Annotated in this window: 24 protein-coding genes, 2 tRNA genes and 1 pseudogene; 6 read left to right on the forward strand and 21 right to left on the reverse strand. The window is 38.5% G+C overall.

The window, feature by feature from the left end:
* Window positions 1-134: 134 nt before the first annotated feature.
* The 6 genes from F4W09_RS15655 to F4W09_RS15680 form a co-directional block, all read right to left on the reverse strand.
* Complete coding sequence (locus F4W09_RS15655) at window positions 135-749, reverse strand: hypothetical protein (RefSeq protein ID WP_016165612.1); 615 nt, start codon at window positions 747-749, stop codon at window positions 135-137.
* Window positions 746-3,100 (reverse strand): hypothetical protein, encoded by a 2,355-nt coding sequence (locus F4W09_RS15660; RefSeq protein WP_151505334.1) that lies wholly within the window; start codon window positions 3,098-3,100, stop codon window positions 746-748. The genes F4W09_RS15655 and F4W09_RS15660 overlap by 4 nt, the downstream gene beginning before the upstream one ends.
* A gap of 3 nt (window positions 3,101-3,103) precedes the next feature.
* Entirely contained in the window at window positions 3,104-3,730 is a 627-nt protein-coding gene (locus tag F4W09_RS15665; RefSeq protein ID WP_016165614.1) for a hypothetical protein, read from the reverse strand.
* Window positions 3,717-7,031 (reverse strand): type VI secretion system Vgr family protein, encoded by a 3,315-nt coding sequence (locus tag F4W09_RS15670; protein ID WP_016165615.1) that lies wholly within the window; start codon window positions 7,029-7,031, stop codon window positions 3,717-3,719. The genes F4W09_RS15665 and F4W09_RS15670 overlap by 14 nt, the downstream gene beginning before the upstream one ends.
* Before the next feature lie 196 nt (window positions 7,032-7,227).
* A complete protein-coding gene (locus F4W09_RS15675) occupies window positions 7,228-8,928 on the reverse strand; it encodes an NAD-dependent malic enzyme (protein WP_016165616.1) in 1,701 nt (566 codons plus the stop codon).
* Window positions 8,929-9,358: 430 nt separating this feature from the next.
* Window positions 9,359-9,643, reverse strand: a complete 285-nt coding sequence (locus F4W09_RS15680; protein WP_151505335.1) for a DUF2798 domain-containing protein — start codon at window positions 9,641-9,643, stop codon at window positions 9,359-9,361.
* 185 nt (window positions 9,644-9,828) lie between these two features.
* On the opposite strand from F4W09_RS15680, the gene argS reads away from it, so the two are divergent.
* Window positions 9,829-11,619 carry an arginine--tRNA ligase gene (gene argS, locus F4W09_RS15685; protein WP_151505336.1) on the forward strand — a complete coding sequence of 597 codons (1,791 nt, stop codon included), beginning with the start codon at window positions 9,829-9,831 and terminating at the stop codon, window positions 11,617-11,619.
* Between the two features lie 246 nt (window positions 11,620-11,865).
* Window positions 11,866-12,480, forward strand: a complete 615-nt coding sequence (locus F4W09_RS15690) for an SPOR domain-containing protein (RefSeq protein ID WP_044739578.1) — start codon at window positions 11,866-11,868, stop codon at window positions 12,478-12,480.
* A 51-nt stretch (window positions 12,481-12,531) separates the two neighbouring features.
* Here F4W09_RS15690 and F4W09_RS15695 read toward each other — a convergent pair whose 3' ends face one another.
* The 3 genes from F4W09_RS15695 to F4W09_RS15705 all read right to left on the reverse strand — a co-directional run bounded on the left by F4W09_RS15695 (window position 12,532) and on the right by F4W09_RS15705 (window position 14,608).
* Complete coding sequence (locus F4W09_RS15695) at window positions 12,532-13,176, reverse strand: glutathione S-transferase (RefSeq protein ID WP_151505337.1); 645 nt, start codon at window positions 13,174-13,176, stop codon at window positions 12,532-12,534.
* 70 nt (window positions 13,177-13,246) lie between these two features.
* The gene (locus F4W09_RS15700; RefSeq protein ID WP_151505338.1) at window positions 13,247-13,645 is read right to left on the reverse strand and encodes an OsmC family protein; all 399 of its coding nucleotides are present in this window, start codon (window positions 13,643-13,645) and stop codon (window positions 13,247-13,249) included.
* 15 nt (window positions 13,646-13,660) lie between these two features.
* Window positions 13,661-14,608 carry a pirin family protein gene (locus tag F4W09_RS15705; protein ID WP_044739575.1) on the reverse strand — a complete coding sequence of 316 codons (948 nt, stop codon included), beginning with the start codon at window positions 14,606-14,608 and terminating at the stop codon, window positions 13,661-13,663.
* A gap of 304 nt (window positions 14,609-14,912) precedes the next feature.
* On the opposite strand from F4W09_RS15705, the gene F4W09_RS15710 reads away from it, so the two are divergent.
* The gene (locus F4W09_RS15710) at window positions 14,913-16,196 is read left to right on the forward strand and encodes a GGDEF domain-containing protein (RefSeq protein WP_104441247.1); all 1,284 of its coding nucleotides are present in this window, start codon (window positions 14,913-14,915) and stop codon (window positions 16,194-16,196) included.
* Window positions 16,197-16,219: 23 nt separating this feature from the next.
* Here the strand turns inward: F4W09_RS15710 and F4W09_RS15715 are convergent, their stop codons facing one another.
* From F4W09_RS15715 to F4W09_RS15740, 7 genes and pseudogenes are all read right to left on the reverse strand, one after another.
* The gene (locus tag F4W09_RS15715; protein ID WP_244948585.1) at window positions 16,220-16,513 is read right to left on the reverse strand and encodes a DUF3861 domain-containing protein; all 294 of its coding nucleotides are present in this window, start codon (window positions 16,511-16,513) and stop codon (window positions 16,220-16,222) included.
* Window positions 16,514-16,664: 151 nt separating this feature from the next.
* Window positions 16,665-16,820, reverse strand: a complete 156-nt coding sequence (locus tag F4W09_RS15720; RefSeq protein WP_244948584.1) for a hypothetical protein — start codon at window positions 16,818-16,820, stop codon at window positions 16,665-16,667.
* A 2-nt stretch (window positions 16,821-16,822) separates the two neighbouring features.
* A complete protein-coding gene (locus tag F4W09_RS17180; protein ID WP_171492451.1) occupies window positions 16,823-16,966 on the reverse strand; it encodes a hypothetical protein in 144 nt (47 codons plus the stop codon).
* A 16-nt stretch (window positions 16,967-16,982) separates the two neighbouring features.
* A complete protein-coding gene (locus F4W09_RS15725) occupies window positions 16,983-17,513 on the reverse strand; it encodes a PadR family transcriptional regulator (RefSeq protein WP_104441248.1) in 531 nt (176 codons plus the stop codon).
* Between the two features lie 111 nt (window positions 17,514-17,624).
* Window positions 17,625-18,560 (reverse strand): annotated as a pseudogene (locus tag F4W09_RS15730) (restriction endonuclease).
* 149 nt (window positions 18,561-18,709) lie between these two features.
* Entirely contained in the window at window positions 18,710-20,278 is a 1,569-nt protein-coding gene (gene guaA / locus F4W09_RS15735; RefSeq protein ID WP_044739571.1) for a glutamine-hydrolyzing GMP synthase, read from the reverse strand.
* Between the two features lie 181 nt (window positions 20,279-20,459).
* The gene (locus F4W09_RS15740; RefSeq protein ID WP_044739570.1) at window positions 20,460-20,885 is read right to left on the reverse strand and encodes a DoxX family protein; all 426 of its coding nucleotides are present in this window, start codon (window positions 20,883-20,885) and stop codon (window positions 20,460-20,462) included.
* 190 nt (window positions 20,886-21,075) lie between these two features.
* On the opposite strand from F4W09_RS15740, the gene F4W09_RS15745 reads away from it, so the two are divergent.
* Window positions 21,076-21,717 (forward strand): DedA family protein, encoded by a 642-nt coding sequence (locus F4W09_RS15745; RefSeq protein WP_044739569.1) that lies wholly within the window; start codon window positions 21,076-21,078, stop codon window positions 21,715-21,717.
* 3 nt (window positions 21,718-21,720) lie between these two features.
* On the opposite strand, the gene F4W09_RS15750 is transcribed toward F4W09_RS15745, so the two are convergent.
* The 5 genes from F4W09_RS15750 to F4W09_RS15770 form a co-directional block, all read right to left on the reverse strand.
* A complete protein-coding gene (locus F4W09_RS15750) occupies window positions 21,721-22,311 on the reverse strand; it encodes a LysE family translocator (protein WP_151505340.1) in 591 nt (196 codons plus the stop codon).
* A gap of 214 nt (window positions 22,312-22,525) precedes the next feature.
* The gene (locus F4W09_RS15755; protein ID WP_104441250.1) at window positions 22,526-22,918 is read right to left on the reverse strand and encodes a hypothetical protein; all 393 of its coding nucleotides are present in this window, start codon (window positions 22,916-22,918) and stop codon (window positions 22,526-22,528) included.
* A 14-nt stretch (window positions 22,919-22,932) separates the two neighbouring features.
* Window positions 22,933-23,772 (reverse strand): ParA family protein, encoded by an 840-nt coding sequence (locus tag F4W09_RS15760; protein WP_151505341.1) that lies wholly within the window; start codon window positions 23,770-23,772, stop codon window positions 22,933-22,935.
* Between the two features lie 83 nt (window positions 23,773-23,855).
* Window positions 23,856-24,245, reverse strand: coding sequence for a SirB2 family protein (locus F4W09_RS15765; protein ID WP_016165635.1), 390 nt, complete (start codon window positions 24,243-24,245; stop codon window positions 23,856-23,858).
* Between the two features lie 15 nt (window positions 24,246-24,260).
* On the reverse strand, window positions 24,261-24,569 hold the full coding sequence (locus F4W09_RS15770; protein WP_151505342.1) for a BolA family protein: 309 nt from the start codon (window positions 24,567-24,569) through the stop codon (window positions 24,261-24,263).
* Between the two features lie 199 nt (window positions 24,570-24,768).
* Between F4W09_RS15770 and F4W09_RS15775 the strand changes: the two genes are divergently transcribed.
* Both F4W09_RS15775 and F4W09_RS15780 read left to right on the forward strand, forming a co-directional pair.
* Window positions 24,769-24,844 (forward strand) — tRNA-Gly (locus tag F4W09_RS15775).
* A gap of 39 nt (window positions 24,845-24,883) precedes the next feature.
* Window positions 24,884-24,959: transfer RNA gene (locus F4W09_RS15780), tRNA-Gly, on the forward strand.
* Window positions 24,960-25,201: the final 242 nt, after the last annotated feature.

Raw genomic sequence — 25,201 nt, forward strand, 5'->3', positions numbered from 1 at the left:
AATAAAATATAAGTAAACACTGATTTTAAAATAAAAATTTTATTACATTTAAATACTCATCTTAACCAAAGATAATTTATAACTAATAATGTAAGTACAATTAATCTCACACTAGTATTAGAAAAGCCTCTGAGTCAATTGACTTCTTTAAAATAAACTTTTTTACCATCCGAACACACTCCATAAAAAATCCCATAAAAGTTATCTTTTACAGATAAGTTATTTAAATAACTATTGCATTCTAAAACTAAATCTCCGGCAATTTTCTTAAAAACTATTTTTTGCTTTTGATAATATGGAGCACCTTCATAATTATCATCTAAATAATAGAATCCTGATTTAAAGTTCTTTGATTCAGCTTGTTTAGTTGCATATCCATTCTTTATAAAATCAACCCCACCTAAGGCCAAGTTAATTTTATCAATATTTAAATTCAACTCATTATTATTTTTATCCACTTTAGCTTTTGCCCATCCAACTTGAACATCTTCACTATAAACATTTTTATAATATAAAGTAAAATTACCATTATTATCTTTTATGTAAAATTCATCATATGCAGGATCAAGTCTTTTAAATAAATAATCATCTACTTTTTTTGTAGGTGTAAAATTCTTACATTTTCCTGACTTTTCACAGATTCGATATGAAAAATAAAGTTTTGTATTACTTGACTTATGTTGAACTGCCTCTGTTGTACACGCATACATCAAACTAATTACAAATAAAAGAAATAATCTATTCATCATTGCATAATCTCTATGTGCATGGCGCCTTCACCAGGTACATCTGCTGAAATAAAACCTGAAATAATTCCATCTTTTAAAGCTTTCTGACAAACTTCTTTAAATTTTTTTCCTACACTGTTCAAAGTATTTCCTGTCCCAAAACCATTACTGTTCGTACCTAAATCAATAATATTATTTTTTCTATATTGCTCTTCTGAAACGCAATGTTTCGAAACTCTCTGCCCTTTTTTTTGGAACTCAATAATTTTATCAACCATTTTCTGAATAGTTTCTTCTTTTCCAAGCCCCTTAGCAATACAATCTGCTTTAACTTTTTTCACAGCCTCCCCAGGTCCTGCATATTGCGTTGCCTTCAAATACATTGCTTCTGCTTGAGCTCTTGGGCTCCTTATTGTACTTGTAATAAAAAGCCTATTCATATTTGCTTCTTTAGCTAAGTAAGCTAGTACATTTTTCGTTTTCTGGCTGACGATTACTTGTCTTTCTTGCTCATTAACACCTTTAAACCCAATGGTTACATCTGATACATTCGGGATAGCAGGTCTATCTAATTTTAACTCAAAGGCTTTCATTCCTTTACTAATTTCGCCATCAAAAACAATATATTCCCTTCCCGCACTAATCACTGTAATTTTTATCTTTTGACCAATTTCACCTTTATGTATTTTCTTACCTAGACCATGCATGCCACTTGAGTGGCTCTTTTTCTTATCTTTATATTCAATCGAATAATTTCCTCCACTAAATAATTGATTAGTTTTTTGATCGTATGTATATACTGTAAATTCAGTTTCACCATTGTCATTAACTAAAGTTTTTGGGTGACCATCATCACTCGTTGATTGCTTTTGATCTCTTCTAAGGGTCTGATCAGCTCCTGACTTTGGTCTAGAGACTAATGTAGATTGAGTTGTATTACTTTTTTGTGGAGTATTTTTACTAACATCTGTCTTTAACTTTTCTGATGCTGATTCAATAGCACCCTTTTCAATATAAATCTCCCTTTGTGCTTTATTCTTATCTACTTTTAAAGTACTAATATGAGTACCATCTCTTAATTTATAATTTAATTCAAATCCAGGCATTGCCTTGACTGTAATTTTACCATTACTATTAGTAACTTTAGATTTAGTTTTTCCTCTATAAGTCTGTACTAAATTTAAATTACTTATAGGCTTCTTTAAGTTATCATCATGATAAAATATTATATCAAATGAATGTAAATCTATTTTTATTAATTGTTCTTTCATTCCTTGTGAAACAGTAAAAGATTTAAGAATTTGACGAGAATCCTTCCCACTTATTTCAACAGAAATTTTCTCTCCTGATGTAGCAACTATATTTTTTTCAATCCCATCAATTCCAACTGAATGCTTTTTATCATTTCCTTTATATTTTATGAAATATGAAAAATTGGGTATTATCTTATTTTCACTATCTATTAATTTAAGATCAAAAATAACATCTGATATATTATTAAATATTTTATTTTGATCTATTTTTTCCTCATTGCTCTGAGAGTTATCCGTACTTATGGGTTGTTTGGATAATGGAGGTGGCGTTTGATTATGTACATCTGTTTTCGACTTAATACCACCCTTCCCATTATTTACTACAATAACTGATGCATAATTTTTTCCATCACCCAATAAAGAGATTTCCTTATTATTCTTATCTTTTACTAAAATACCATTAACCTTAAACCTAGCACCCATATAGCTACAAACCTTAACCTTCTTTATCTTTCCTTTTTTATCTGTAATTAAACCCTTGAATAAAGGTACTGGTTCTTTATCTTTATATACCACATCAACTGTTACACCAACTAATGGATTACCAGCATTATCAACAAATGAAACATCGAATATTGAAGTTATAACTTTATACCAACGCATATCATCTTTTTCAGTCCCTGATATTTGAACTTGTTGAGTAGGATTCGATTTACTTACTACAAAATCAGGAACTAAAGAAGGGTAATTAGAAGGGTCAGATTTATGTAATTGTGCCTGTGCCTTAGGACTATAATAATATACAACACCACCTGTAAAATCAGGCTCTGTTCCATTAAATATAGGTTCTACTGCTTTAATCAAACTCATCAGCTTAGATGAAATATCACCCGAATCTAAAGCTTTTTTTGCTCTTTTATAAGGTGAATTTTTCTGAGTATACGCATCGTATCCTGTTTTTGTAACGATTTGGATAATATTGCTCCAGGATTTCCAGTTTGCAAACCCCATTCTGTTTCTCATTGTATGGGCAATAACTTTCCATGAAGTTTCACTACAATTTTCAGCTTCACCATTAATAGTTGCAACAAATATTTTAAAATCTTCGCTATAGCTCATTTATTACTCACAAGTTTTCTTAATTATTTTATTAAAATATAAAATATTACCTTTTTTATCCACATCCGCCAACATTGCCACTAAATGTAATTGTCCTTTATCATCAAAATATGATTTTTCTTGAAATGAGTTATATATAGCGCTATCTATTGGAACATTATTAAATTCTTTATTTTTCAAATTAGCTATTATTTTTTTATTTTTATTAAACAACATTCTAGCATAGATAATATTTTTTTCAGAATCACTTTCAATTAAACAATTATTTTTTTTATCTATGACAATAAACTCTTTAGTTTGATCTTCCTGTGTTTTACTTATAAAAAAATGATATTGACATGGTGAACCACAACTACCATAAGCATGAAAAATATTTTCATTTACTTTATCAACTTCAGGATATCTCATATTTCTTAAAATGAAAGTAGTTTTATTATCAGAATTTTTTACAATATCACAATATTCTTGATCATGCCCTTTACATTTCAATTCAACATTAAATATATCTTTTGCATAGACAGTCGAACTAATAATAACTCCACAAAAAGCAAGAGCTAAAATGATTAAGCTATTAATATTAAATAAATAAAATTGTGATCTCTTACTTTGTAAAATTTCAATCATGTTCATGCTCTTCTCCACAACCACAGCTATCAATATCGTCACCATCTAATGATTCAGCTTCCTGTTCAGAAATTAACTCTTTAATTTCTGTTAAATAAACTCCTGGTACTAAAGCGAGTTCTACATTATCAACAGAATCACTATAAACTCTTGCGCTACTTTCTTGCTCAAACTCATATACAGCTTCAATTTTCTTAGAATGATTAATTAATTTATATTCCATATTTTTTAATATTTTAATATCAAATATTTGACTTAAATCAAATCTCATACTGTACATTCCTGTTTCCGGCATTTTCGGCAACTCAGCATTTACTGTTGCCCCACTCGTAAACAAATGCTGCCCAGCTTTACTCTCAAACTTACCGCCTGTAGTTGAAAATACGCCATCTGCATTAATTTTGAGCTGAGACCCACCCGCTGTTAGTACAATTTCTTTTGGGCTTGTAAGCTCGATTTTATCTTCAGTAGAAATCAGTTTAATGACCTTCTTGGCGATTGCATCAATCGCATCATCCTGTGCTTGTAACTCCAATTTCCCTTTTGCAGCATAAGCTTTAAAGCCCTTTTGTGCGGCAAACAAACTGATTTTGTCCTGTGCATGCCCAATAATATTTTTCTGAGCACTCAGGTTAATTGAACCACTGGCACTCTCCGCAATATCCTGCGAAGCTTGTAGAATAATGTTTTCAGGTGTTGTTAAAGCAATCCCATTAGGTGATGCTAATAACATCAAGGCCTGTCTAAAAATCTTGCCTTGTTCTTGCTGCTTTGCATCAGAACTACTTTCTAGACCTTGGGTATACCCCTCCATAAAGTCTTGCAAAGAATCTAATGCTTTGGATGGTGTAACTTCCAATTTATTTCCTTTGCGAAAAGTTCCACATGCACTCATCAAGTCAAAATCTTGAATATCAACATTGGCTAAAACTTTTCCTACTTCCTGAATACTCTCAAAAGGGTTTTGCTGAATTCGATCCTTGATACTTGCCAGTTTACCTTTAACCAGATCAGCACCATGTTCTTCAACATTTTCAATAAATGCTTTTAAATTTTCAGCAGCATCCTTGGCATCACTAAAGAATGCATTGAACTCCTCTACAACGGTTTTGGTATCGCCCCCTAATGCCCCGATGTCTGCAATAAAACCGCCACAATCCTTTAATGCATGAATTGGATCTTTATTCATACTTTCTTTGAACAGATTTAATGTGCTTTCTAGCGCTTGCCCTGTGGTTTTTAACTCGAGTGATTGAATAAACTTCGGCAACCGATGAATCACATTCAAAGCATCTGTTTGCTGTTTCACTGCAATTTCGCTCAGTACATTCATACTGTCGTAGCCCTGTGAAAGCAAAGACTGCGCTTGGGCTGCTTCTAAGTGGTCAGCAATCGCTTGCTCTTGCGCATAAGTACTAATCAGCATGCCTTTGCCAGCACGCACCGCTCCCCAAGCATCAGTTCTGAGTTCGAAACCCTCGCCTCGACCACTGCTTTGCTCAGTTTCTTTAGGATGGCTAAGATTACCCAAATTCAGCTGGGTTGCAGCATGGCTGCTTTGTAACTGGGCACTGATCTGACCCGTCGTATCGTCAAAACGCAACTGATTAAAACCGCTTCCGTCCACTTCTTGAGAACGTATTCCACTTAATTTCTTCGTCGAAGGTAATTGTCCTTTTACATCAAAACGCGTTGGATAACGTTCGGCTTCGTGGATCCGCCCCGTCACAAAAGGCCGATCAACACTGCCATCAAAGAAGTCAATCACCACCAATTCACCGACACGTGGTAGAAAACGGACGCCATAGCCTTCGCCTGCCCAAGGCGTTAAAACATCCACCCATGCTGAATCGGTGTCATTTTGATTGCTGCCTGCACCTTCGTCATGCTGATGATCGGAAGATTGGGTAAAGAGAAAACGAACTTTAATTCGCCCCCATTCGTCCACATAAATTTTCTCGCCTTCTGGTCCAACTACACGAGCATGCTGCGGGTAGGCCACGGGGCGATGTGTTAAAGGATTGTATTCAGGTAAAACTCTTATTTGTCGACGGACCAGTGTCAGCTCATTGGCTTGACGCTCTTCAGATGATCTGCGAGAAAAATGACTAGATTCGAGCAAATGACGCAATTGATTGTGTAATTCAACGGGCAAATTGTTTTGGTTATAAAACTGCTTTTCGTAAATCAAAAACTGCCTATCAGCACCTGTGTGTTGGTCAATTTCAGGATGTCCTTGCAATTCAAACCAATACCCCACTTGCGCATCACGCACGCTCGTCTGCGCTTTAAAATATTTAGCGCAAGCAGCTTGATACTGCCCCAAATTCGCATTGAGTTTTTCTAATTGTTGCGTCCCCGATGCCGTGGTCTGATCGGCGCCTGTCAGGTCTGAAATCCAAGCAGGCGTAATTGACCATGCCTGTTCCAAACTGAGGCTTTCATTGGCATAACTTTCACTCTGCTGATGGCTGCTCAACAATGAGCCACTTCCATCATCCTGTTGCAAAGTATCCGCTTGCCAACGTTGAACCGAACTGGCTGTCGACTGTAATTGTCGATGCGCCACCAAACTGGTCATACTATCAAAACGCTCGGTAGCATGACTGCGATGAAAACGGATAATGCCCCGATTCAAAGCAGTAAATTGCAACTGATCATCTATCAATCTTAACTTTTGTGACTCAATCGCTTGCAAAGCATGGCTAACGATCAGACTGGTTTCATCGACCAGCCAATTAATACCCTCACTACGCCATAGACGGGTTAAAAAATCATAATCGGTTTCGTTCGCCTGCATCACAAATGGACGAACATCATAATTTTGAGTTAAACCTGAAAGATTTAGACTCAGGCTAGCATTAAACAGCGTGCTTTTTTCCTGCCATTCCTTAAATAGAATTTCACTAATTTCAGGCACGCTTTTATTCATAAATACTCGACTGTTACGTCGCTTATGCCAAAGTGCCGTTGCATCTTGCAACACCAATCGATAAACCGTAAAAGCACCATCGCTTTGTAATTGGCTGGCTTGGGTAATGATGCCTGTGATCCGTGCCAATTGCCCCATATCGGTCACTTGGTCAACTGCCACTTGGCAACCTATAAATTGCTTTAAGGCCAGATGAGCATTGGTCGATAAACAGATTAATTCGAGTTCTAAGCCAACATTGAGCGCATGTTTCCCCTCAATACGCTGTAGAAAGACCTGCGTATTCAACTCCGCATTGGAAAATTGGACGTGAATAGCCCTTTTTAGTGTCGTTAGACCCAATTGGTCTAAAACACGATGAATATGATTCAACATAGTTGTAATTCGTTATTAAAAGTTATACGTATATTAAGCGCGACATTCTAATGAACCGCTCAAATCAACGTCTAGCTCTTTTTGTAGTATTTTTATTCCATGTTTAAACATACTTTCGAGAAATGTTTTAGGCTCAACACCTATCCATAAAAAAAAGAGACTTACGCCTCTTTTTTATTAAAACCTTTCGATTGGATTAAAAGGTAATCCGACGATATTGACGGTATTCTGGTTTCCAGAAATTCGCTTCAATCGCTTCATGTAATAGTTCATCGCTGACCATCGGTGCAACGCCTGCATCCATGGCTGCTTTTGCCACTTTAAATGCAATGATTTTAGAAACCTTTTGAATATCATTGATATCTGGCAGTAAATCTGCATCAGCGTTACTGAGTTTAGGGGAGCAATCTGCCAAGGCATTGCTTGATGCCATGAGCATACTGTCCGTTACACGAGTTGCGCCTGAAGCCACCACCCCTAAACCAATCCCCGGGAAGATATACGAGTTATTGCATTGTGAAATGTTATAAATTTTGCCTTGATAATTCACAGGTGCAAAAGGACTTCCTGTGGCAATCAATGCACGACCTTCGGTCCATTGCACAATATCTGCAGGCACTGCTTCCACACGCGAAGTTGGATTCGATAAAGGCAACACAATTGGAGATTCGCAATTACTCGCCAAGGTCTTAATCACTTCTTCAGTAAATAGACCTGGTTGACCCGAAACACCAATTAATACCGTCGGTTTAGCCTGCTTAACCACATCCAATAAAGAAATATGTTCTTCAGCATTACCCCAAGTCGCAATCACTTCAGGTTTTTGCGCCAATTTACGTTGGAAATCAAGCAAGTTAGGCTGATTTTCAGTGATCAAACCAAAACGATCCACCATGAACACACGTCCACGCGCCTCAGCTTCAGTTAAACCTTCTGCTACCATTTGCGCAACGATTTGCTCTGCAATACCACAACCTGCTGAACCTGCACCCAAAAAGGTAATAATTTGGTCTTTGAGTTGCTTGCCTGCCGCACGCGATGCCGCAATCAAACTGCCCACTGAAACCGCTGCAGTGCCTTGAATATCATCATTAAAGCAGCACACCTCATCGCGGTATTTGTTTAACAATGGCATCGCATTATTTTGCGCGAAATCCTCAAACTGAATCAGTGCTTTCGGCCAACGACGTTTGATCGCTGCCATCACTTCATCCACAAAGCTATAGTACTCTTCACCACTGATTCGTGGCTGACTCCAACCCATATAGATAGGATCATTCAGCAATTGTTGATTGTTGGTACCCACGTCAAGCGTAATTGGCAAAGTATAAGCTGGGCTAATTCCGCCACATGCAGTATAGAGGGAAAGCTTACCAATCGGGATGCCCATACCACCAATCCCTTGGTCCCCCAGACCTAAAATACGCTCACCATCGGTAATCACAATCACTTTGACATTCTTTTTATTTACATTGTGTAAAATATCATCGATATGTGCACGATCAGGGTATGAAATAAAAATCCCACGATGACGGCGATAGATATCTGAAAAACGCTGACACGCTTCACCTACAGTCGGCGTGTAAATAATTGGCATCATCTCACTTAGATGATTTTCAATCAGATGATAAAACAAAGTCTCATTGGTGTCTTGAATATTGCGCAGGTAAATATGCTTATTAATTTCATCATTGAAAGCACAGTATTGTTGGTATGAGCGCTGGCTTTGCTCTTCAATCGACTCAATCACATGCGGAACCAAGCCATGTAAATTAAAGCGCGTGCGTTCTTCTTCTGTAAAAGCAGAGCCTTTATTTAATAGTGGGAGTTCTAACAGAGTGTTTCCAGCGTACGGGATATATAAAGGGTGTTTCGTCTTCAATTGTGCAGTTGTCATAACCAGTCTCAGTGCGCGCAATCCTCTCAGCAGGATTACTTTACGTCATCAAATTTCTTTTGATTCGGTGTATAGCTTAGACCTATTTTCCCAGCAACGTATATTTAGATACGTGATAATGGTATTAAGATAATTTCGCTATTAAATGGAGCATTATTTATTGTTTTTTTATATTTAAAATATATGCCGATTTCATTAATATTGCTGATATATTTATAATATATAGCTATTTTAGCAAGTTAAAGCTTAAATACACCTAAATCAATTATCATTATTTTCTATAATTTAGTTTTTTACACTCAATTCCATTTAATTCACTTAGTATTTTTTAAAATGATACTAAAATTCAAGAAAGTAAAAATATTATTATATAAAACAATATCTTATAAATATTAAGACTTTTGGCTAATTTCTTCGTGAGTTTTCATCCTTATTTGGGTGGTTGATTAGGTGGCATCTCTACCAATAGCCCAGTCAACTTACGCACCAATGGCAACATCACCAACACTACGGGATAGGCAATTGCCCATGACATCATCCATGCTGAAAACCAAAGTGATAAAAAGGTATCACTCCAACCCAAATTACGTAGCATGTTGATAAATGAAATAATACCACTCATTAAACAAGAGAGAAAAAAGGGCATCACCCAACCGACAAATTTGGCTGGCAGCTTCGGAATATTTCCAATAATTTTAGGACGTTCTGTAGTCATCTATTGCTTCCAAAATTTTGTATTTAATCACTATGCCATAGTTTCTCTGACAAGATGTGATGCAGCTTATAAGAGCCTTATGAAAAATTTCAAGGCGAATAAAAAACATTCTATAGAAAGGACTCACCTTATGGTCCGAAATTTGCTATATTTGCTGTTTTTCTGCGACATTTATTTTCGACTCTATGAACACGGCAATACAAGCAGCGCTCGATCATGCAGTGCAATCCCTTCAAGCGGAAGGCGTACTCCCATCTGACTGGAATAACAACAGTACTTTGACGCGTACCAAAGACCGAAGCCATGGGGATTTCGCATCAAATATCGCCATGATTGGTGCAAAAGCTGCGGGTATCAAGCCACGTGATTTGGCCGAAAAAATTCTCGCAGCACTGCCTGAAGTAGCTGACATCAGCAAAGCAGAAATTGCAGGTCCAGGCTTTATTAACTTCTTTTTAAATGCCGATCAGCGTTTTGCTGTACTTGATCAAATTCAAGCACAAAACTCACAATTTGGTCGCACCCAAGTGAATGCAGAAAAACGCATCCAAGTCGAGTTTGTTTCCGCCAACCCAACATCTAGCTTGCATGTAGGCCATGGTCGTGGTGCAGCTTATGGCATGACGGTTGCGAACCTGCTTGAAGCTACAGGTGCAAAAGTTGACCGCGAATACTATGTCAATGATGCAGGCCGTCAAATGGACATTTTGGCAACCTCCACTTACTTACGTTACCTAGAGTTGACAGGTCAAGAACTAGTGTTCCCGAAAAATGCCTATCAAGGGGACTACGTTAAGGAAATTGCGCAAAGCATTATTGATAAAGATGGCAATACCTATGTTCACCCTATAGCAGACGTCTATAAAGATGTACCTGAAGATGTGCAATATGCCGAAGAACTCGATGCTGAAGGCAACAAAGTGGTACTTTCTGGCGACAAAGAAAAGCATATTGATGGTTTAATTTTTAATTCACAACAATTGACGGGCAAAGGTTATCGCGTTTTCCATCAAGCTGCCCTCAAAGCCATTTTAGATGATATTAAAGATGACCTAGGTGAGTTTGGTGTGACCTTTAATCACTGGTTCAGTGAAGCCTCTTTAACTGAAAAGATTGATGAAGCACTTCAAACCCTTGATCAACGTGGTTTCCTCTACGAAAAAGAGGGCAATATCTGGTTTAAATCGACTGAATTTGGCGATGAAAAAGACCGTGTGGTCAAACGCCGTAACGGTCAAACCACGTATTTTGCCTCTGACATTGCTTACCACCTAAACAAATTACAACGCGGTTATACTGACCTGCTTGATATTTGGGGTTCAGACCACCACGGTTATATTTCACGTGTAAAAGCTGCTATTGATGCAATGGGTTATGACTCGAAGAAACTGACTGTCCTTTTAGTTCAGTTCGTGAGCTTGTGGCGTAGTGGTGAAATGGTGCAAATGTCTTCGCGTTCAGGTCAATTCGTGACTTTACGTGACCTGCGTAAAGAAGTCGGCAATGACGCTGCACGTTTTTATTATGTGATGCGTAAATCTGAACAACACATTGATTTTGACTTGGACCTTGCAGTTTCACAAAGCAAAGACAATGCGGTGTACTACATTCAATATGCCCATGCCCGTATCTGTCGTATGCTTGAAAAAGCGACCACAACAGGTGTCAATTTCAATGCTGAAACTGCCCGCCAATTTGCCAATAAATTGGACTTGGATGCAGAAACAGAAATTCTTGCCAAACTTGCTGCTTACCCAGAAGTGGTTGCACGTGCTGCCAATGCTTACGAACCACATCAGGTCGGTAACTACTTGAAAGAATTGGCTGCTTTATTCCATGGTTGGTATAATGAGCACAAAGTACTGAATGATGATGCTGAACTTACACAAGCACGTCTATTGCTTTCAGTAAACGTACAACAAGTATTACGCAATGGTTTAGAATTATTAGGTGTATCTGCACCTGAGACGATGTAACAGGTAAAGTAACGCTTTGCACATCGTCGGATCAAGAGCCATGCCTGAACTGTAAGACCGAAAGCTACGCACTTGAAAGCGGCTATGTAAACACTGATGTATTTCTCGCTTTGTGAAACTTGAGTTTTGCAAAGCGATTGTTTATTTTGATACGACACACCTCTCTCAATCCATTGAGGCCGTGTATTAAAATAAAGAAATAATAAGTCAGTCCTTTGTATTGATGAGAAGAAAAGAGGTTTCCACGTGTTTGGAAAAACGCAACGCGGTGTTTCAGAACGACCAAATAAGCCGAAAAAACCACTGATTCCAGCGTGGTTAGGTACGCTTGTGGTTATTCTTATCGTACTTAGTTTTGCAGTTGCTTTAATGCTATGGAAACCGTGGGCACCTGTTCAACCTAAAAATCAGGTGACATCTGAACACTATCAGGAAGAAACCAACAAGGATTATCGTTTTTATGATTTGTTGCCACAACAACAAGTCACCCCGATTCCCGAACAGGCTATTCCTGAAAATAAAGATTCAGGCACTGTGGTGATTGTGGAAGCACCTCAAGCAGAACAAGCGGCAAGCAGCACCGCAACTGATGCTACAGAAGCTCAAATCAATCCAACACCAGCAGAACGTACACCAAGCTATATTTTACAAGTTCGTAGCTACCCCGATCCTGACAGTGCTGATGCGCGCCGTGCTGAAATTATCTTGAATGGTTTATCCGCTGATGTGGTGAAAACTGTTGAAGGGGGTAAAACTTGGTATCGTGTGGTATCTGGGCCTTATGACTCACAAGAAGCAGCCGTCATTGCACAACAAACTTTACAACATAGCGGTATCGACTCCATTGTCGTCAAACGCTAAGTAACATAAAAAAAGATGCTGATGTAGCATCTTTTTTTATGCCCTCGACCCTTATAAGGCTTGCTCTTTGCCTTGTGCGCGGAGATAGGCTGGACGCTGAGCAATACGCTGGATAAAGGCTTGAATATTAGGATATTCCCCCTGAGTTCTCGACACTAATGCCTGCAAAGGAAAGCTCATCTGAATATCTGCAAAAGAGAACGTACCTGCAAAATAATCATGACTAGCCAAATAGCTTTCTAAAAATTGCACATGATCTTTTAAGCGGGGTTGAATAAATCCTGCTTTCACCCCCGCAGTAATTTTTTTCGCGACAGGCTTAATCAAAAAAGGAACATGCTGCGGTACATTGGTCATCACCAATTGCATCACCAACAGCGGCATTAATGAGCCTTCTGCATAATGCATCCAATAACGGTATTGTTGTTTATTGGCATGATCCTGCGGTTTGAACTGTTGCTGTGTATCATATTGTTCTTGTAAATACTCTAAAATCACAGCTGATTCAGCAATACTCTCCTCCCCATCCGTTAAAACAGGGGCCTTACCCAAAGGATGTACCAGTTTCAGTTCAGGAGGTGCAGCAAACGTTGGCAAACGACGGTAAAACTGAATCTGATAATTCAGATTTAACTCCTCCAAAGCCCACAAAATGCGAAAAGAGCGAGATTGCTCCAAATGATGTAAGGTAATCATGCCCTAGCCTCAATTTGCCAATATCAGAATTGCTTAACCTCAGCAATTCTCCCGAATATAAAAAGCCTGATTACATCAGGCGAGTGTGTATTTCTAAACTACGTAATAAAGTTTTGGTAACAGGAGTCTTTTCACTAATCTCAAGGACTTTCTGTTGTAATTCTTCTGATAAAGACTGTTGAAAGGATAACCGACGCTCAATCCATTCCTGCCCATCCTTATTACCATGAAACTCGGCTTCCACGCTAAAATCACCCAAATCAATTTGCTTATGCTGTGCATACATACGCAAAGTAATCATGGTACACGACACCAAACCTGAACAAAGAAAATCATAGGGTGCTGGTCCCAAATCTTGCCCCCCAAATGAGGCAGGTTTATCTGTGAGAAAATGATGTGTCCCACTTGAGATGTCACCTAACCAATGTTCCGCACGTGTGCGAACCTGTGCTTGCGCAATAATACTCATCTTATTGTTCCTTTGTTATTTTGATGCTTTCATTTTATCTGGGAAAACAGGGGCTTCTAAACGCGGTCCATCATAATCAGGAATACTTCCAAAGCGCTCATCTTGATTGACCCACTGTTCACGTGCTAACTGCAACTCTTCTTGAGTACGCCCTACAAAGTTCCACCACAGTAAAATTGCCGATTCAAAGGGTTCCCCGCCAAGCAACAAAATACGCGCTCCCTCATGCAATTCCACTGTAATTTCTGTTACACCTGGTTCTAATGCCAACATGTTGTCATCATTTAATTCATGACCATTAACAACAGCGGTGCCTTCTAATGCTAGAAAACCATATTCAAACTTTGGATTTAGTCGCAACCGTGTTGTGGTCGACGCCAAGGCTTTCATATCGACACCCAACAGTTCGGTATGCACTTTTACAGGGGAAACTACATTTAAGAACTCACCCACCAACACCGTAAATTCAACTTGGTCTTGTTCTAAAGTGGGTAATTCTGGGTAATGATCGAAACGCGGTGCCATATTCTGCTTGTCATCAGGCAAAGCAATCCAGAGTTGCGCTGCGTGCATATGGGTTTCTGTCGCAGGAGCAACTTCGGTATGTGAAATTCCATAACCCGCGGTCATTAAATTCACCTGTTTCGGGCGAATTAGCTGTTTCGAACCTAAACTATCCGTATGCATCATGGTGCCTTCAATCATCCATGTGAAAGTTTGCAGACCAATATGTGGATGAGGTCCTACATCCAAACCATCCCCTTGAGGAAAACTGACTGGGCCTGCATGATCCAAGAAGCACCATGCTCCAATCATGCGTTTATGACGACTTGGCAAAGCACGTTTAATAACAGTTCCTTGACCAATTTCTGCTGAACGTAGCGGAAACTCTTGAATAAATTGGTTAATATATTTTTCACAATCATCTGAATCTGAAAGTTCAATATAGTTACTATTCGTCATATTGTTATCCTAAAACTATGTTTATCCAATCACATCAGCATAGCGATAACCTCTACAAACGACCAGTTCAATTTAAAATTTACATGTAAATCTTTATCTGAAAGATAAAATTTCCATACAATAAAATACAGCTGTCTATATAATGCATCGCATTTATCGAATAAAATGAAAAAATATGAACAAGAACAAAGAATTTAGTTTTACATACCTATTCCAATGAAAAATGTGCATTTTATATACAAAACTGTGATTAATGTTTATTATTTCATAAGAATGCATTGTAAATACAATGGAGCAGTAGCCTATGATTAAAGGAGGATATGGACAGACTGAATTGGGTCATAAGCACAACATCGAATTAGAAAACCGCCATAAAATTCAGCATAGCCCTGACAATACTTACATTTTACCCTCCCAATTATGCGAACCTGAAAATCGTGCGGCAATCGTCAATGCATTACAAGATCGTAACGCCCCCATTCCGCCACAATTTGAAGAGTGTTATTACAGTTATCAAAATGTGCATCAACGACATCATTTAAGACAAATTAATTTTTTAGCACAACTGTCCTTTCTTTGTTATTTTTTTGCAGATTGGTTTTTATTGCCAGATATTGTCTATATTTCAGGCATTGCACGTACAAGTGCAGTATCAAGCTTTATGCTACTGAATTGGGCGATGTTTAAATACTGTAAAAACATTCTAACTTTAGACTTATTACTGCCAATCTCGAGTGCTTTCGCTGCCACAGTATGGTTCTGGCTACTCCATCAATCTGAAAACTCAAGTGTTTATTTTTATCAATATGCTTCGGTCATTTTTATCTTGCTGGGCTGTTTATCTATTCAAGTCCGCTTTCGACCTTCAGTATTAACGGCATTACTCATCAGTGCTGTTATTATTTCTGGAGTCATACATCTTAATAATACGCTACAACAAACAATTATCTTTTTACTGGTCTATATTCCAATTCTCATCTTTAGCTTATATATCAGTTGGAATAACACTTTAAATGCGCGCCGCACCTTCTTACGCTCTATGTTAGAAGAATGGGATCGTCACATGTTGCGTGAACTGGCACATACTGATGAACTCACCCAATTAAACAACCGTCGCCAATTTGAATTGATTGCTGATCAAAAAATCCATCAATGGCCACAATATCAATCTATTTGTTTGCTCATGTTTGATGTCGACTTTTTTAAACGCATTAATGACAGCTATGGTCATGATATTGGCGATCAAGTTCTACAGAATATTGCGGAAATCGCACGCAAAGAAATGCGTCGCGAAGATGTCTTAGCACGTTTTGGTGGCGAAGAGTTTGTTGCGCTTCTTCCCGAAACTGCACTAGAAGATGCCATGATGATTGCCAACCGATTAAGACAAAAAATTGAATCCTCAACGGTGTATATTGGCAATAATATTCAACTTAATTTCACCATTTCAATTGGTGTTTCACAGCTTGATCCTGAAGACGTCGATTTACATCTACTGATTAAAGAAGCCGACGTTGCCCTTTATCGCGCCAAACAAAATGGGCGCAATCAAGTAGTCTGTTTTGATTCTTTACCGAATGAAGTCTAAGTCCATCCTAGATTATTCTTCTCTTACTCTTGAACTGTGGTCTGTTGTGCCAATTTGTGTTTAAGATGTTTCATAAATTGCCCAAACTGCGGTAATAGCTGTTCAAATAAAGGATGCTGACGATTTTCCAACAGTGTTTCACCAAACAACTTTAATCCAAGTGCAAATGCAGCAGTGGCATCTTTATCAAACAATTTTGCCTGTTGCATACGCTCGACAATCGCCAAAATATCATCATGATTACCTACATTGAATGCCAATTTTTCAGTATAGGTTGAGGGTTGTCCCTTGGCATCACAAAGATGTTGCACTGTAATATGATATTGATGTTATTTCATTTTATTGTCCTTTTAACGAATAAATTTAAAACTCAGCTTTAGGTTGTACATGTAAGATGAGTTCAACCTTGACCAGTTGCTGTTGCATAACATCAGCCAACTGGTTCAGATAGTTGGATAAATCTTGATGTTAAAATGCTTCGACTTGCCCATTTTGCAGATATAAGACTTGAAACTGCGTTCGTTGTTGCCGTATTACAAAACTGGCTTTGGCGCGTTGATGGTATTGTCGTTCAATCAATTTTGCTTGTTCTAGCTCTGTCAGTACGCGATAGATAGTGGTCAAACTCAAACCGCTTTGTTGCTGGTGTAGCTGTAAATATAGCTGTTTGCACTACACGCTACTGTGGCATCCAATAATTGCTGCAAAATGGAAGTGCGAGCTGAAGAGACTTTTAAATGTGCCTGTTTTAATAATTCCTGACTTTGCATACTAGGCTCGAGATCCTTAAAGTCGACCAATTGCCACGGCAGCAGCATCAATTTGTGCAGCAATCTGACGCACGGTTTCAGCATCAAGAGGTTTAGCATTTAGTTTTAGGCGTAGTGAAGTTTTTAAGTTTTCCATAGCACGATGAATATCCATCAGCTCATCTTTATTTTGTATATCTCGCTTGGTTTCCAACTTATCTAATAGCTGCTGAATCACGGAATGCTGTTCTTTTAAATGTATTTTTCCCGCATCCGTAATATAGAACTGCTTACGATCCCCTTCTGTCAGTTGCACTTGAACAAAACCCATATCTTCTAAATATGTTAAAGTCGGATAGATGGTGCCTGCACTTGGACTATAACCGCCTCCTACCAATTCACTAATATCTTTAATCAGTTCATAACCATGTTTGGGGGCTTGGGCAATCAGATATAGCACCAATAATTTCATTCGACCTGCTTCAAATAAACGACCACGACGTCCACCATGCGGGCGTTCTGTATAATGGGAGTACGACTCATAGTCATGATGGGAACCCTGTTTCATAATATTTATTCGCTTTATAGATGAATTTATACTTATTAAGATATATCTTTATATATCTTAAATCAACTATTCTTCCTTATTTCAAGCCATAAAAAGGACGCTTACGCGTCCTTAAAAATTATCTTCATCGAACCGATCTTGGTCTATTTTATAAATATGGAAACTTCTTTCAATTTGCACACCCAGCCCAAATTCGATCATTAAAGAAGTTAATTTATCGCCATCAATTAATACAATGCCTGATTTTCTGGCAGATTCAATTGCTTCTTTACTAAAGTTAGAAGTGGTAATAAATACACCTTTTTTAGCAACTTGATCTGCTAAAGCACCTTTAAATTGTTGAATATCAGGACGACCAACCGTGTTTTCCCAACGCTTGGCTTGAATATAAATTTTATCCAAACCTAAACGATCTTCACTGATCACCCCATCAATACCACCATCGTTTGTCTTACCAATTGCTTTGGCTGCATCTTGGTATGAGCCACCATAGCCAATTGCCACAAGTAAATCGACTACGAGCCTTTCAAAAAACTGTGGAGAATTTTCTTTTATCAATCTCAGCAGGTCTCGCTTTAATGATTCTTTTAATAACTCAGTAGTTCCTATAATAATTTCATCAGGAGTTTTTGTTTCTTCTAACTTCTGTATAAAAGTAACTTCGCTAACCTCATTCTCAACTTCTTTATTTTCTTTTAGTATTCCTAACTTATAATTTGAAAAGCTCTCATATTGCATTAAAAATTCAATCGTAATACTGGTCAGATTTTTCAAATCTAATCGACGCCCAATTTCGCTTAACTCACAGAATCCTCGTTTTGGCTGATTTATCAATCCTGCTTTAACAAGATAGGTTTTAGCCCAACCAACTCAATCATAAAAAATTGTTTTTGTTCCACTCGATAATCTTAAATTTAATTCTTCTGTACTAAGTCCAGAGCGTTCTGCCATTAAAGTAGCCATATCTCCAAATTTTATCGCTTCATGCTGTTCAGAAAGTAACTTCATTAAGGGGAGCATTAATTGATCATATGTTGGAAGCGACATGGTATTCTCTATAATTAAAATCATGATTTTGTATAGTATAAAATAAAAAAAGAGCGCCTAAGCGCTCTTTCTTAAATCATTCTATTTTGCCGCGAGCATAGCTCTTGGCGTAATTCAGGCAAGAAGCTTCGCTTCTTGAAATCTCTGAATTACTCCCACTCAATTGTTGCTGGTGGCTTAGATGACACGTCGTAAACAACACGTGAAACATCTTTGATTTCATTCATAATACGCGTTGAGATTTTGTCGACCAATTCATACGGTAAGTGCGCGAAACGAGCAGTCATGAAGTCCACAGTTTCAACCGCACGAAGTGCAATTACCCATGCATAACGACGACCATCACCGACTACACCAACTGATTTAACAGGTTGGAATACCGCAAATGCTTGTGCAGTTTTGTCGTACCAACCGCTATCACGAAGTTCTTGCATGAAAATGTCGTCCGCAAGACGAAGAATATCTGCATATTCTTTTTTCACTTCACCCAAAATACGCACGCCCAAACCTGGACCTGGGAATGGATGACGGTAAATCATGCTATGCGGCAAACCTAGAGTTGTACCTAGTTTACGTACTTCATCTTTAAACAAGTCACGTAATGGTTCAACAAGGTCAAATGCTAAATCTTCTGGTAAACCACCCACGTTGTGGTGCGATTTAATCACATGTGCTTTACCTTGCTTGCTTGCAGCAGATTCAATTACGTCTGGATAGATCGTACCTTGAGCCAAGAATTTCACGCCATCAAGTTTACGTGCTTCTTCTGCAAATACTTCAATGAACTCGCGACCAATGATCTTACGTTTTTTCTCAGGATCAACTTCACCTGCCAACGCTGTTAAGAAACGCTCTTCTGCATCGGCACGGATCACACGGATACCCATGTTGTCTGCGAACATTTGCATCACTTGATCACCTTCGTTTAAACGAAGTAAACCGTTGTCTACAAATACGCAAGTCAGTTGATCACCAATCGCTTTATGTAATAAAGCAGCCACAACTGATGAATCTACGCCGCCAGATAAACCAAGTAGAACTTTTTCATCACCAATCTGTTCACGTAGTTGTTCTACACGAAGATCGATAATGTGTTCTGGTGTCCATAAACCGCCACAACCACAAATTTTGTGAACAAAGTTAGATAATAACTCTGCACCTTTTGCAGTATGCGTAACTTCTGGGTGGAACTGCACGCCATAGAAACGACGGCTTTCATCAGATGCCGCAGCGAATGGGCAGCTTGGTGTACTTGCAGTTGTTGTAAAACCTTCTGGAAGACGGCTCACTTTGTCACCGTGGCTCATCCACACGTGTAATTGGTTTTCACGGTCTTGAAGCTGACCAATTAAGTGATCGCGCTGTTGAATATCAACTTCAGCATAGCCAAATTCGTGTACTGTACCCGCTTCAACCTTACCACCGAGTTGTTCAGACATGGTTTGGAAACCGTAACAGATTCCCAATACAGGCACACCTAATTCAAACACCACTTGCGGTGCACGTGGACTGCCTTCTTCATGCACACTTTCAGGTCCACCCGATAAAATAATACCGTTTGGATTAAACGCACGGATGTCTTCTTCAGACATATCGTAGGCATACATTTCAGAATATACACCCGCCTCGCGTACGCGACGTGCAATAAGCTGACTATATTGAGAGCCGAAATCCAAAATAAGGATACGATCTTCAGTAATTTGAGAATTGGTAGTCATGACAAACAACTATGATAGGCAAACGAATATAAGCGCCATATTCTACCATTTTTCCAGTTATTAAGCACACTATTTGGACAACCAATAAATATACATATAAAACAAATATTTAAATAAAAAGCACCGAACTTATCGGTGCTTCTGACTTGCAATAGGATTGCTGAATCCTACAGCAAATAATTTAAACCTCTGATTTTTCAATAAGGGCATCTAGACTGAACTTGCCTGCGCCATGCAGCATCAAGAAAAATAAGCCACCTGCCATAGCAAAGTTTTTCATAAAGTTAATAGCATCGTCTGCACCACCGTGGAAAATGAACGCGGTAATAAGGCTAAATATACCTAGACCGAGTGCAGCAAAGCGCGCTTGGAAACCAAATAACAGTGCCAAACCACCGCCAAATTCAACCAAAATGGTTAAAGGCAATAATGCACCTGGCACCCCCATTGCTTCCATATAACCAACGGTAGCGCTATAGGCGGTCAATTTGCCCCAGCCCGCAACCAAAAAGATATACGCGAGGAGCACACGGGCGATTAAACTCACAGCGTTATCAAACGCAGGTTGAGTCACGATATTTTTCACAACAACATTTGGATTAAACATAATTGAACCTTTTCTTAATTTTGTGGATAGGCACAGCTTAGTTTTTGTTGATAATAGAATAAATATGCATTTTTCAGACTTATCGTTTTATATTTGAAACAATAGATAGCTAAAATTAATTACGTTTTTATACTGACTTTCCGTATATGGACTGCTAGGATTTGGCTACATTTTCGCGATGTTTTACCCCATGGAACTCATTGATTTTATTTTACACGTAGATGACCATTTACTCGAATTTATTACAAATTATGGGGTATGGATTTACGCTATTTTATTTCTAATTATTTTTGTCGAAACAGGTTTAGTGGTCATGCCATTTTTACCTGGCGACAGCTTGTTATTTGCTGCAGGGGCATTGGCAGCATCTACAGGAGCAATGGATCCTTGGGTCTTGGGCATTTTACTGTTTATTGCAGCAGTTTTAGGTGACACCCTGAATTACCATATTGGTAAATATATTGGACCACGGGTATTTGAACTTGATTCGCGTTTTATTAATAAACAGCACTTGATTAATACCCAAAAATTCTTTGAAAAACATGGTGGTAAAACCATTATTTTTGCCCGCTTTGTACCTTTTGCCCGTACCTTTGCACCCTTTGTCGCAGGTGCAGGAAAAATGAATTATAAATTCTTTTTAACCTATAATTTAATTGGTGCTTTTTGCTGGATTGCCTCGTTTATTACACTCGGCTATTTATTTGGCAATATGCCTGTAGTCAAAGACAATTTCACCCATTTAATCTTCGGGATTATTATTATCAGTATCTTACCAGGCATTATCGGTTTTATTCGTCAGAAACTAGCAAAAAATAAAGTAAAAGCATAAGCGTTAAAAGAATCGAATTACCACTGGCAACATACAGATAATCAATAACATGGCCGATCCTTTATATAAATGATCGGCTTTTATTTGCTTTAAATTTCCCGCCAAAATCGCTTTGCCAAAGACCATCCAGAACAGCGCAACTGGAATCAAAATTAAAGAAAAGACCAAAAAAACCAAGCCTGCATTCAAACTACTATTCCACATTTCTAATGGTAAAATTCCAGCAGCGAAAAGTAGTGCTTTCGGGTTTTTAAGCGTGGAAAAAAACAGTTGATGTGGTCGAATATGAGGATGCTTTTGATGATGCGATTGCAAATGCGTCGACTTCCATAAATGAAATGCGATCCAGAACACATATAATGCACTTAACACATGCAGCAAGGTAATCAAATGCGGCCAGACAGGATAGGTCAAATGGATAAACAGCGACCACAAGCTAATTGCATAGATGTAGCCCAATAATTCGGCCGGAATAAGTAAACTGGTTTTAGGAATACCTTGTTGATGCGCAGAGCTTGCCAGTAATGCATTGGTCGGTCCTGGAATCAGGAACACCGCAATCATCGCAAATACAAATAGCCAACTCTCAATCATAAAAACCTATTACTCAAGCTTAAAGTGTTGCACACCTTATCTGAAACCCACCCTAAAGGACAAGCCGAACCTAGTCTAAATTGAGAACCGTTAAGTTGTATACAATACAATAAACCAAGATAAGTCTTTATTTATATTATATTTTATATTGAAATATTTTGAAAAACTTTCACCCTTCATCCTTTCAGTGGTGCAATGACAAAGGGTGAAATAGCTATTTTGCAGTTCTTGGTACTACTTTAATTGGACAGTTTTTAAACTGAGCAGCTTGTACAATAGCATCTTGCTGGCCCATCAAACGGGAAATCTCGGTCTTTTTGGTATTTGAAGACTGTCCCATATTTAATGAAACACTTGGGCCAAAGCCCCAGCCTCCTCCACGGCTCCAACCACCACCTAGTCCAACATCGACTCCCATTCCCGTACTTTTGGGTACTGAAACACCTTGGTCTAAATATTGTTGAATACGGTCATACTCTGCCTGTAATTGTTGACAGTTCAATGACTGATATTGTGTAGGCGAAACATAAGTCGGTTTAACCGTGGTTGCACACGCTGTCAGCAATAAACCACTTGCAGCAAGGATAGATAAAGCAATTTTTTTCATCTGTTTTCTCAATCTTATTTTTGCTCAATTTCATTGAACAATGAAAGATAGGCCTGCGTCAATTTATGATCTTTGGCTAAATAGATTAATGGCTGGTTTTGATGATGGGATTCTTTCATCAGCACTGAAGGTGGCAACATATTTTCCAATACTGGCAAGCCTTCATCTTTTAGTTGCTGCACCACTTCACGCGGCAACTTGGCTTGTGCTTGGTACTGATTCACCACAATGCCTTCAATTTCCAGTTGGTCATTATGATCATCTTGGGTTTCAATCACATTTTCAATCAGGCTTTGTAGGGCGCGTTTTGAGAATACATCACAATCGAACGGAATCAACACGCGATCTGCGGCAATTAATGCCGACAAAGTAAAAAAATTGAAGGCTGGTGGAGTATCAATATAAACACGGTCATATTTGCCTTCGAGTAACTTCAAAGCATCCCGTAATTTATAAATTTTATGTTTGGCTTCTAAAGCATGGGCCAAAGCCCCTAAACTCGGACTGGCTGGAATCACATCCAATAGTTTAAACGGGGTTTGATGCACATAACTTTCCAAACCTTTGGAACGATTTTTTAGTAAAGAGCCAATCGCATTGCCCAATAAACCGGCTTTGCTTTGGGTTGCTCCCAACACTTCTTCAAAGTAGTTTTCGATATTCGGTTCCAATGCAGGCTTATCCACCGAATACGTCGCATCATCCCCCAATAAATACTGACTGGAGTTGGCTTGCGGATCCAAATCAATCACCAGTGTTTTTAAGCCCTGATAAGCACTAATCGCAGCCAAATTGACTGTAATACTCGACTTGCCTACGCCACCTTTCTGATTAAACACCACACGTGTCCGCATATTCCCCCTCCCTCAATTTTTATCAGTGATCGTTCAGCAGTGTAAACGATCATTTTTTTATCGTTATCGAAAATGTCTGACAATCAACCAAAATTTGGCTGAATCATTACCAAGCCCAAAATTGCAACAAACGCCACTACGGCTAAAAACAAGCCAGCACGGCGTTGTGCCAAAACGATCTGATCCTGCTTCTTATAGGCTTTGCTTAAAGAAGATAACAGTACGAAAAACAGAATGATTTTGGCATAAAACCAAGACTGTACCTCAAAACCTTTCATCACCAACAAGGCAACACCTGTCAAAATCAACAAGGTCATAGCACTGTGCTGAAAAGCCACAAAGAATTTACGTGCAGATGGATTCGGCAAATTACCTTCGGTTCCCGAAAATAAACTCCGCGCGCGAATCACAATTGCCACACCTGCCAGAACAACAGCCAACCAATGCAGCATTAACAACATTTGAGCATCCATAACAAGCCAATATCCTTAATGCTTAGGTGCATGTGCACATTCAGGGCTTGACGTGTCTTGTCCCTGCCATTCCGATTCTACAAAGGCATGAATGGCTAAGGCATGAATACGACTCGGTGCCAATAAATCACCCACAGCCGCATAAATTTTCTGATGTCGTTGTACTAAACGTAAGCCATCAAAGGCTTCGCTGACAATCACCACTTTGAAATGGGACTCTTTGCCAGGAAAATAACCACCATGCCCCGAAGATTCATTCACAATTTCTAAATAAGTCGGTGCCAATTGCTGTAAACGGTCACGCAGTTGTAATTCTAAGCTCATGAGAATCTGCCTTTATCTTATCGATTGTATACAGTATAGCTGTTCTACCTCTATGTTTTGTATTCAGAGGTGACTTTTAGGGTTTCAAGCGCAATTTTTTAGAAAATCTGGCATAAAATGCTTGTATTTTATGCAATTGATACAAGTTTTTTCAGAAACATATTGACCATCATTTTTCATACTGTATTATACACGGCATGCGGGAATAGCTCAGTTGGTAGAGCACAACCTTGCCAAGGTTGGGGTCGCGAGTTCGAGTCTCGTTTCCCGCTCCAAATTTTTTAGTGTAAGTTTTAGAAAAAACTGCTCAATATGCGGGAATAGCTCAGTTGGTAGAGCACAACCTTGCCAAGGTTGGGGTCGCGAGTTCGAGTCTCGTTTCCCGCTCCAGATTCAAAAAAGCCCTAGTCAAATGATTAGGGCTTTTTTATGGTTAAAATTTAAATCTGAATAATCCATCCATTTTCATTCAAGTAGCCCGCCAAATTTTTACAAAATTGATCTGATTCGCCAGCAATTTTTAGAAAATTACTGACTCAAACATTTACACTCAAATAGCCGTTGCATGTGCTTTTGAACCACTTTTACATCGCCTCAAAGCTCTGGGGTATAGCCACAATACGCACAAAAAA

Origin of the sequence: Acinetobacter tandoii (genome assembly GCF_008867985.1) — a bacterium.
GTDB classification, from domain to species: domain Bacteria; phylum Pseudomonadota; class Gammaproteobacteria; order Pseudomonadales; family Moraxellaceae; genus Acinetobacter; species Acinetobacter tandoii.

What these genes read in the sequence shown, in the direction of transcription:
- F4W09_RS15705 (WP_044739575.1), bottom strand. Translation starts at nt 14,608, where the DNA reads ATGACGAATAGTAACTATATTGAACTTTCAGATTCAGATGATTGTGAA.
- F4W09_RS15655 (WP_016165612.1), bottom strand. Translation starts at nt 749, where the DNA reads ATGATGAATAGATTATTTCTTTTATTTGTAATTAGTTTGATGTATGCG.
- F4W09_RS15740 (WP_044739570.1), bottom strand. Translation starts at nt 20,885, where the DNA reads ATGTTTAATCCAAATGTTGTTGTGAAAAATATCGTGACTCAACCTGCG.
- F4W09_RS15755 (WP_104441250.1), bottom strand. Translation starts at nt 22,918, where the DNA reads ATGAAAAAAATTGCTTTATCTATCCTTGCTGCAAGTGGTTTATTGCTG.
- F4W09_RS15770 (WP_151505342.1), bottom strand. Translation starts at nt 24,569, where the DNA reads ATGAGCTTAGAATTACAACTGCGTGACCGTTTACAGCAATTGGCACCG.
- F4W09_RS15695 (WP_151505337.1), bottom strand. Translation starts at nt 13,176, where the DNA reads ATGATTACCTTACATCATTTGGAGCAATCTCGCTCTTTTCGCATTTTG.
- F4W09_RS15680 (WP_151505335.1), bottom strand. Translation starts at nt 9,643, where the DNA reads ATGACTACAGAACGTCCTAAAATTATTGGAAATATTCCGAAGCTGCCA.
- F4W09_RS15700 (WP_151505338.1), bottom strand. Translation starts at nt 13,645, where the DNA reads ATGAGTATTATTGCGCAAGCACAGGTTCGCACACGTGCGGAACATTGG.
- F4W09_RS15765 (WP_016165635.1), bottom strand. Translation starts at nt 24,245, where the DNA reads ATGGATGCTCAAATGTTGTTAATGCTGCATTGGTTGGCTGTTGTTCTG.
- F4W09_RS15760 (WP_151505341.1), bottom strand. Translation starts at nt 23,772, where the DNA reads ATGCGGACACGTGTGGTGTTTAATCAGAAAGGTGGCGTAGGCAAGTCG.
- F4W09_RS15725 (WP_104441248.1), bottom strand. Translation starts at nt 17,513, where the DNA reads ATGAAACAGGGTTCCCATCATGACTATGAGTCGTACTCCCATTATACA.
- F4W09_RS15710 (WP_104441247.1), top strand. Translation starts at nt 14,913, where the DNA reads ATGATTAAAGGAGGATATGGACAGACTGAATTGGGTCATAAGCACAAC.
- F4W09_RS15660 (WP_151505334.1), bottom strand. Translation starts at nt 3,100, where the DNA reads ATGAGCTATAGCGAAGATTTTAAAATATTTGTTGCAACTATTAATGGT.
- F4W09_RS15675 (WP_016165616.1), bottom strand. Translation starts at nt 8,928, where the DNA reads ATGACAACTGCACAATTGAAGACGAAACACCCTTTATATATCCCGTAC.
- F4W09_RS15665 (WP_016165614.1), bottom strand. Translation starts at nt 3,730, where the DNA reads ATGAACATGATTGAAATTTTACAAAGTAAGAGATCACAATTTTATTTA.
- F4W09_RS17180 (WP_171492451.1), bottom strand. Translation starts at nt 16,966, where the DNA reads ATGCAAAGTCAGGAATTATTAAAACAGGCACATTTAAAAGTCTCTTCA.
- F4W09_RS15750 (WP_151505340.1), bottom strand. Translation starts at nt 22,311, where the DNA reads ATGATTGAGAGTTGGCTATTTGTATTTGCGATGATTGCGGTGTTCCTG.
- guaA (WP_044739571.1), bottom strand. Translation starts at nt 20,278, where the DNA reads ATGACTACCAATTCTCAAATTACTGAAGATCGTATCCTTATTTTGGAT.
- argS (WP_151505336.1), top strand. Translation starts at nt 9,829, where the DNA reads ATGAACACGGCAATACAAGCAGCGCTCGATCATGCAGTGCAATCCCTT.
- F4W09_RS15745 (WP_044739569.1), top strand. Translation starts at nt 21,076, where the DNA reads ATGGAACTCATTGATTTTATTTTACACGTAGATGACCATTTACTCGAA.
- F4W09_RS15670 (WP_016165615.1), bottom strand. Translation starts at nt 7,031, where the DNA reads ATGTTGAATCATATTCATCGTGTTTTAGACCAATTGGGTCTAACGACA.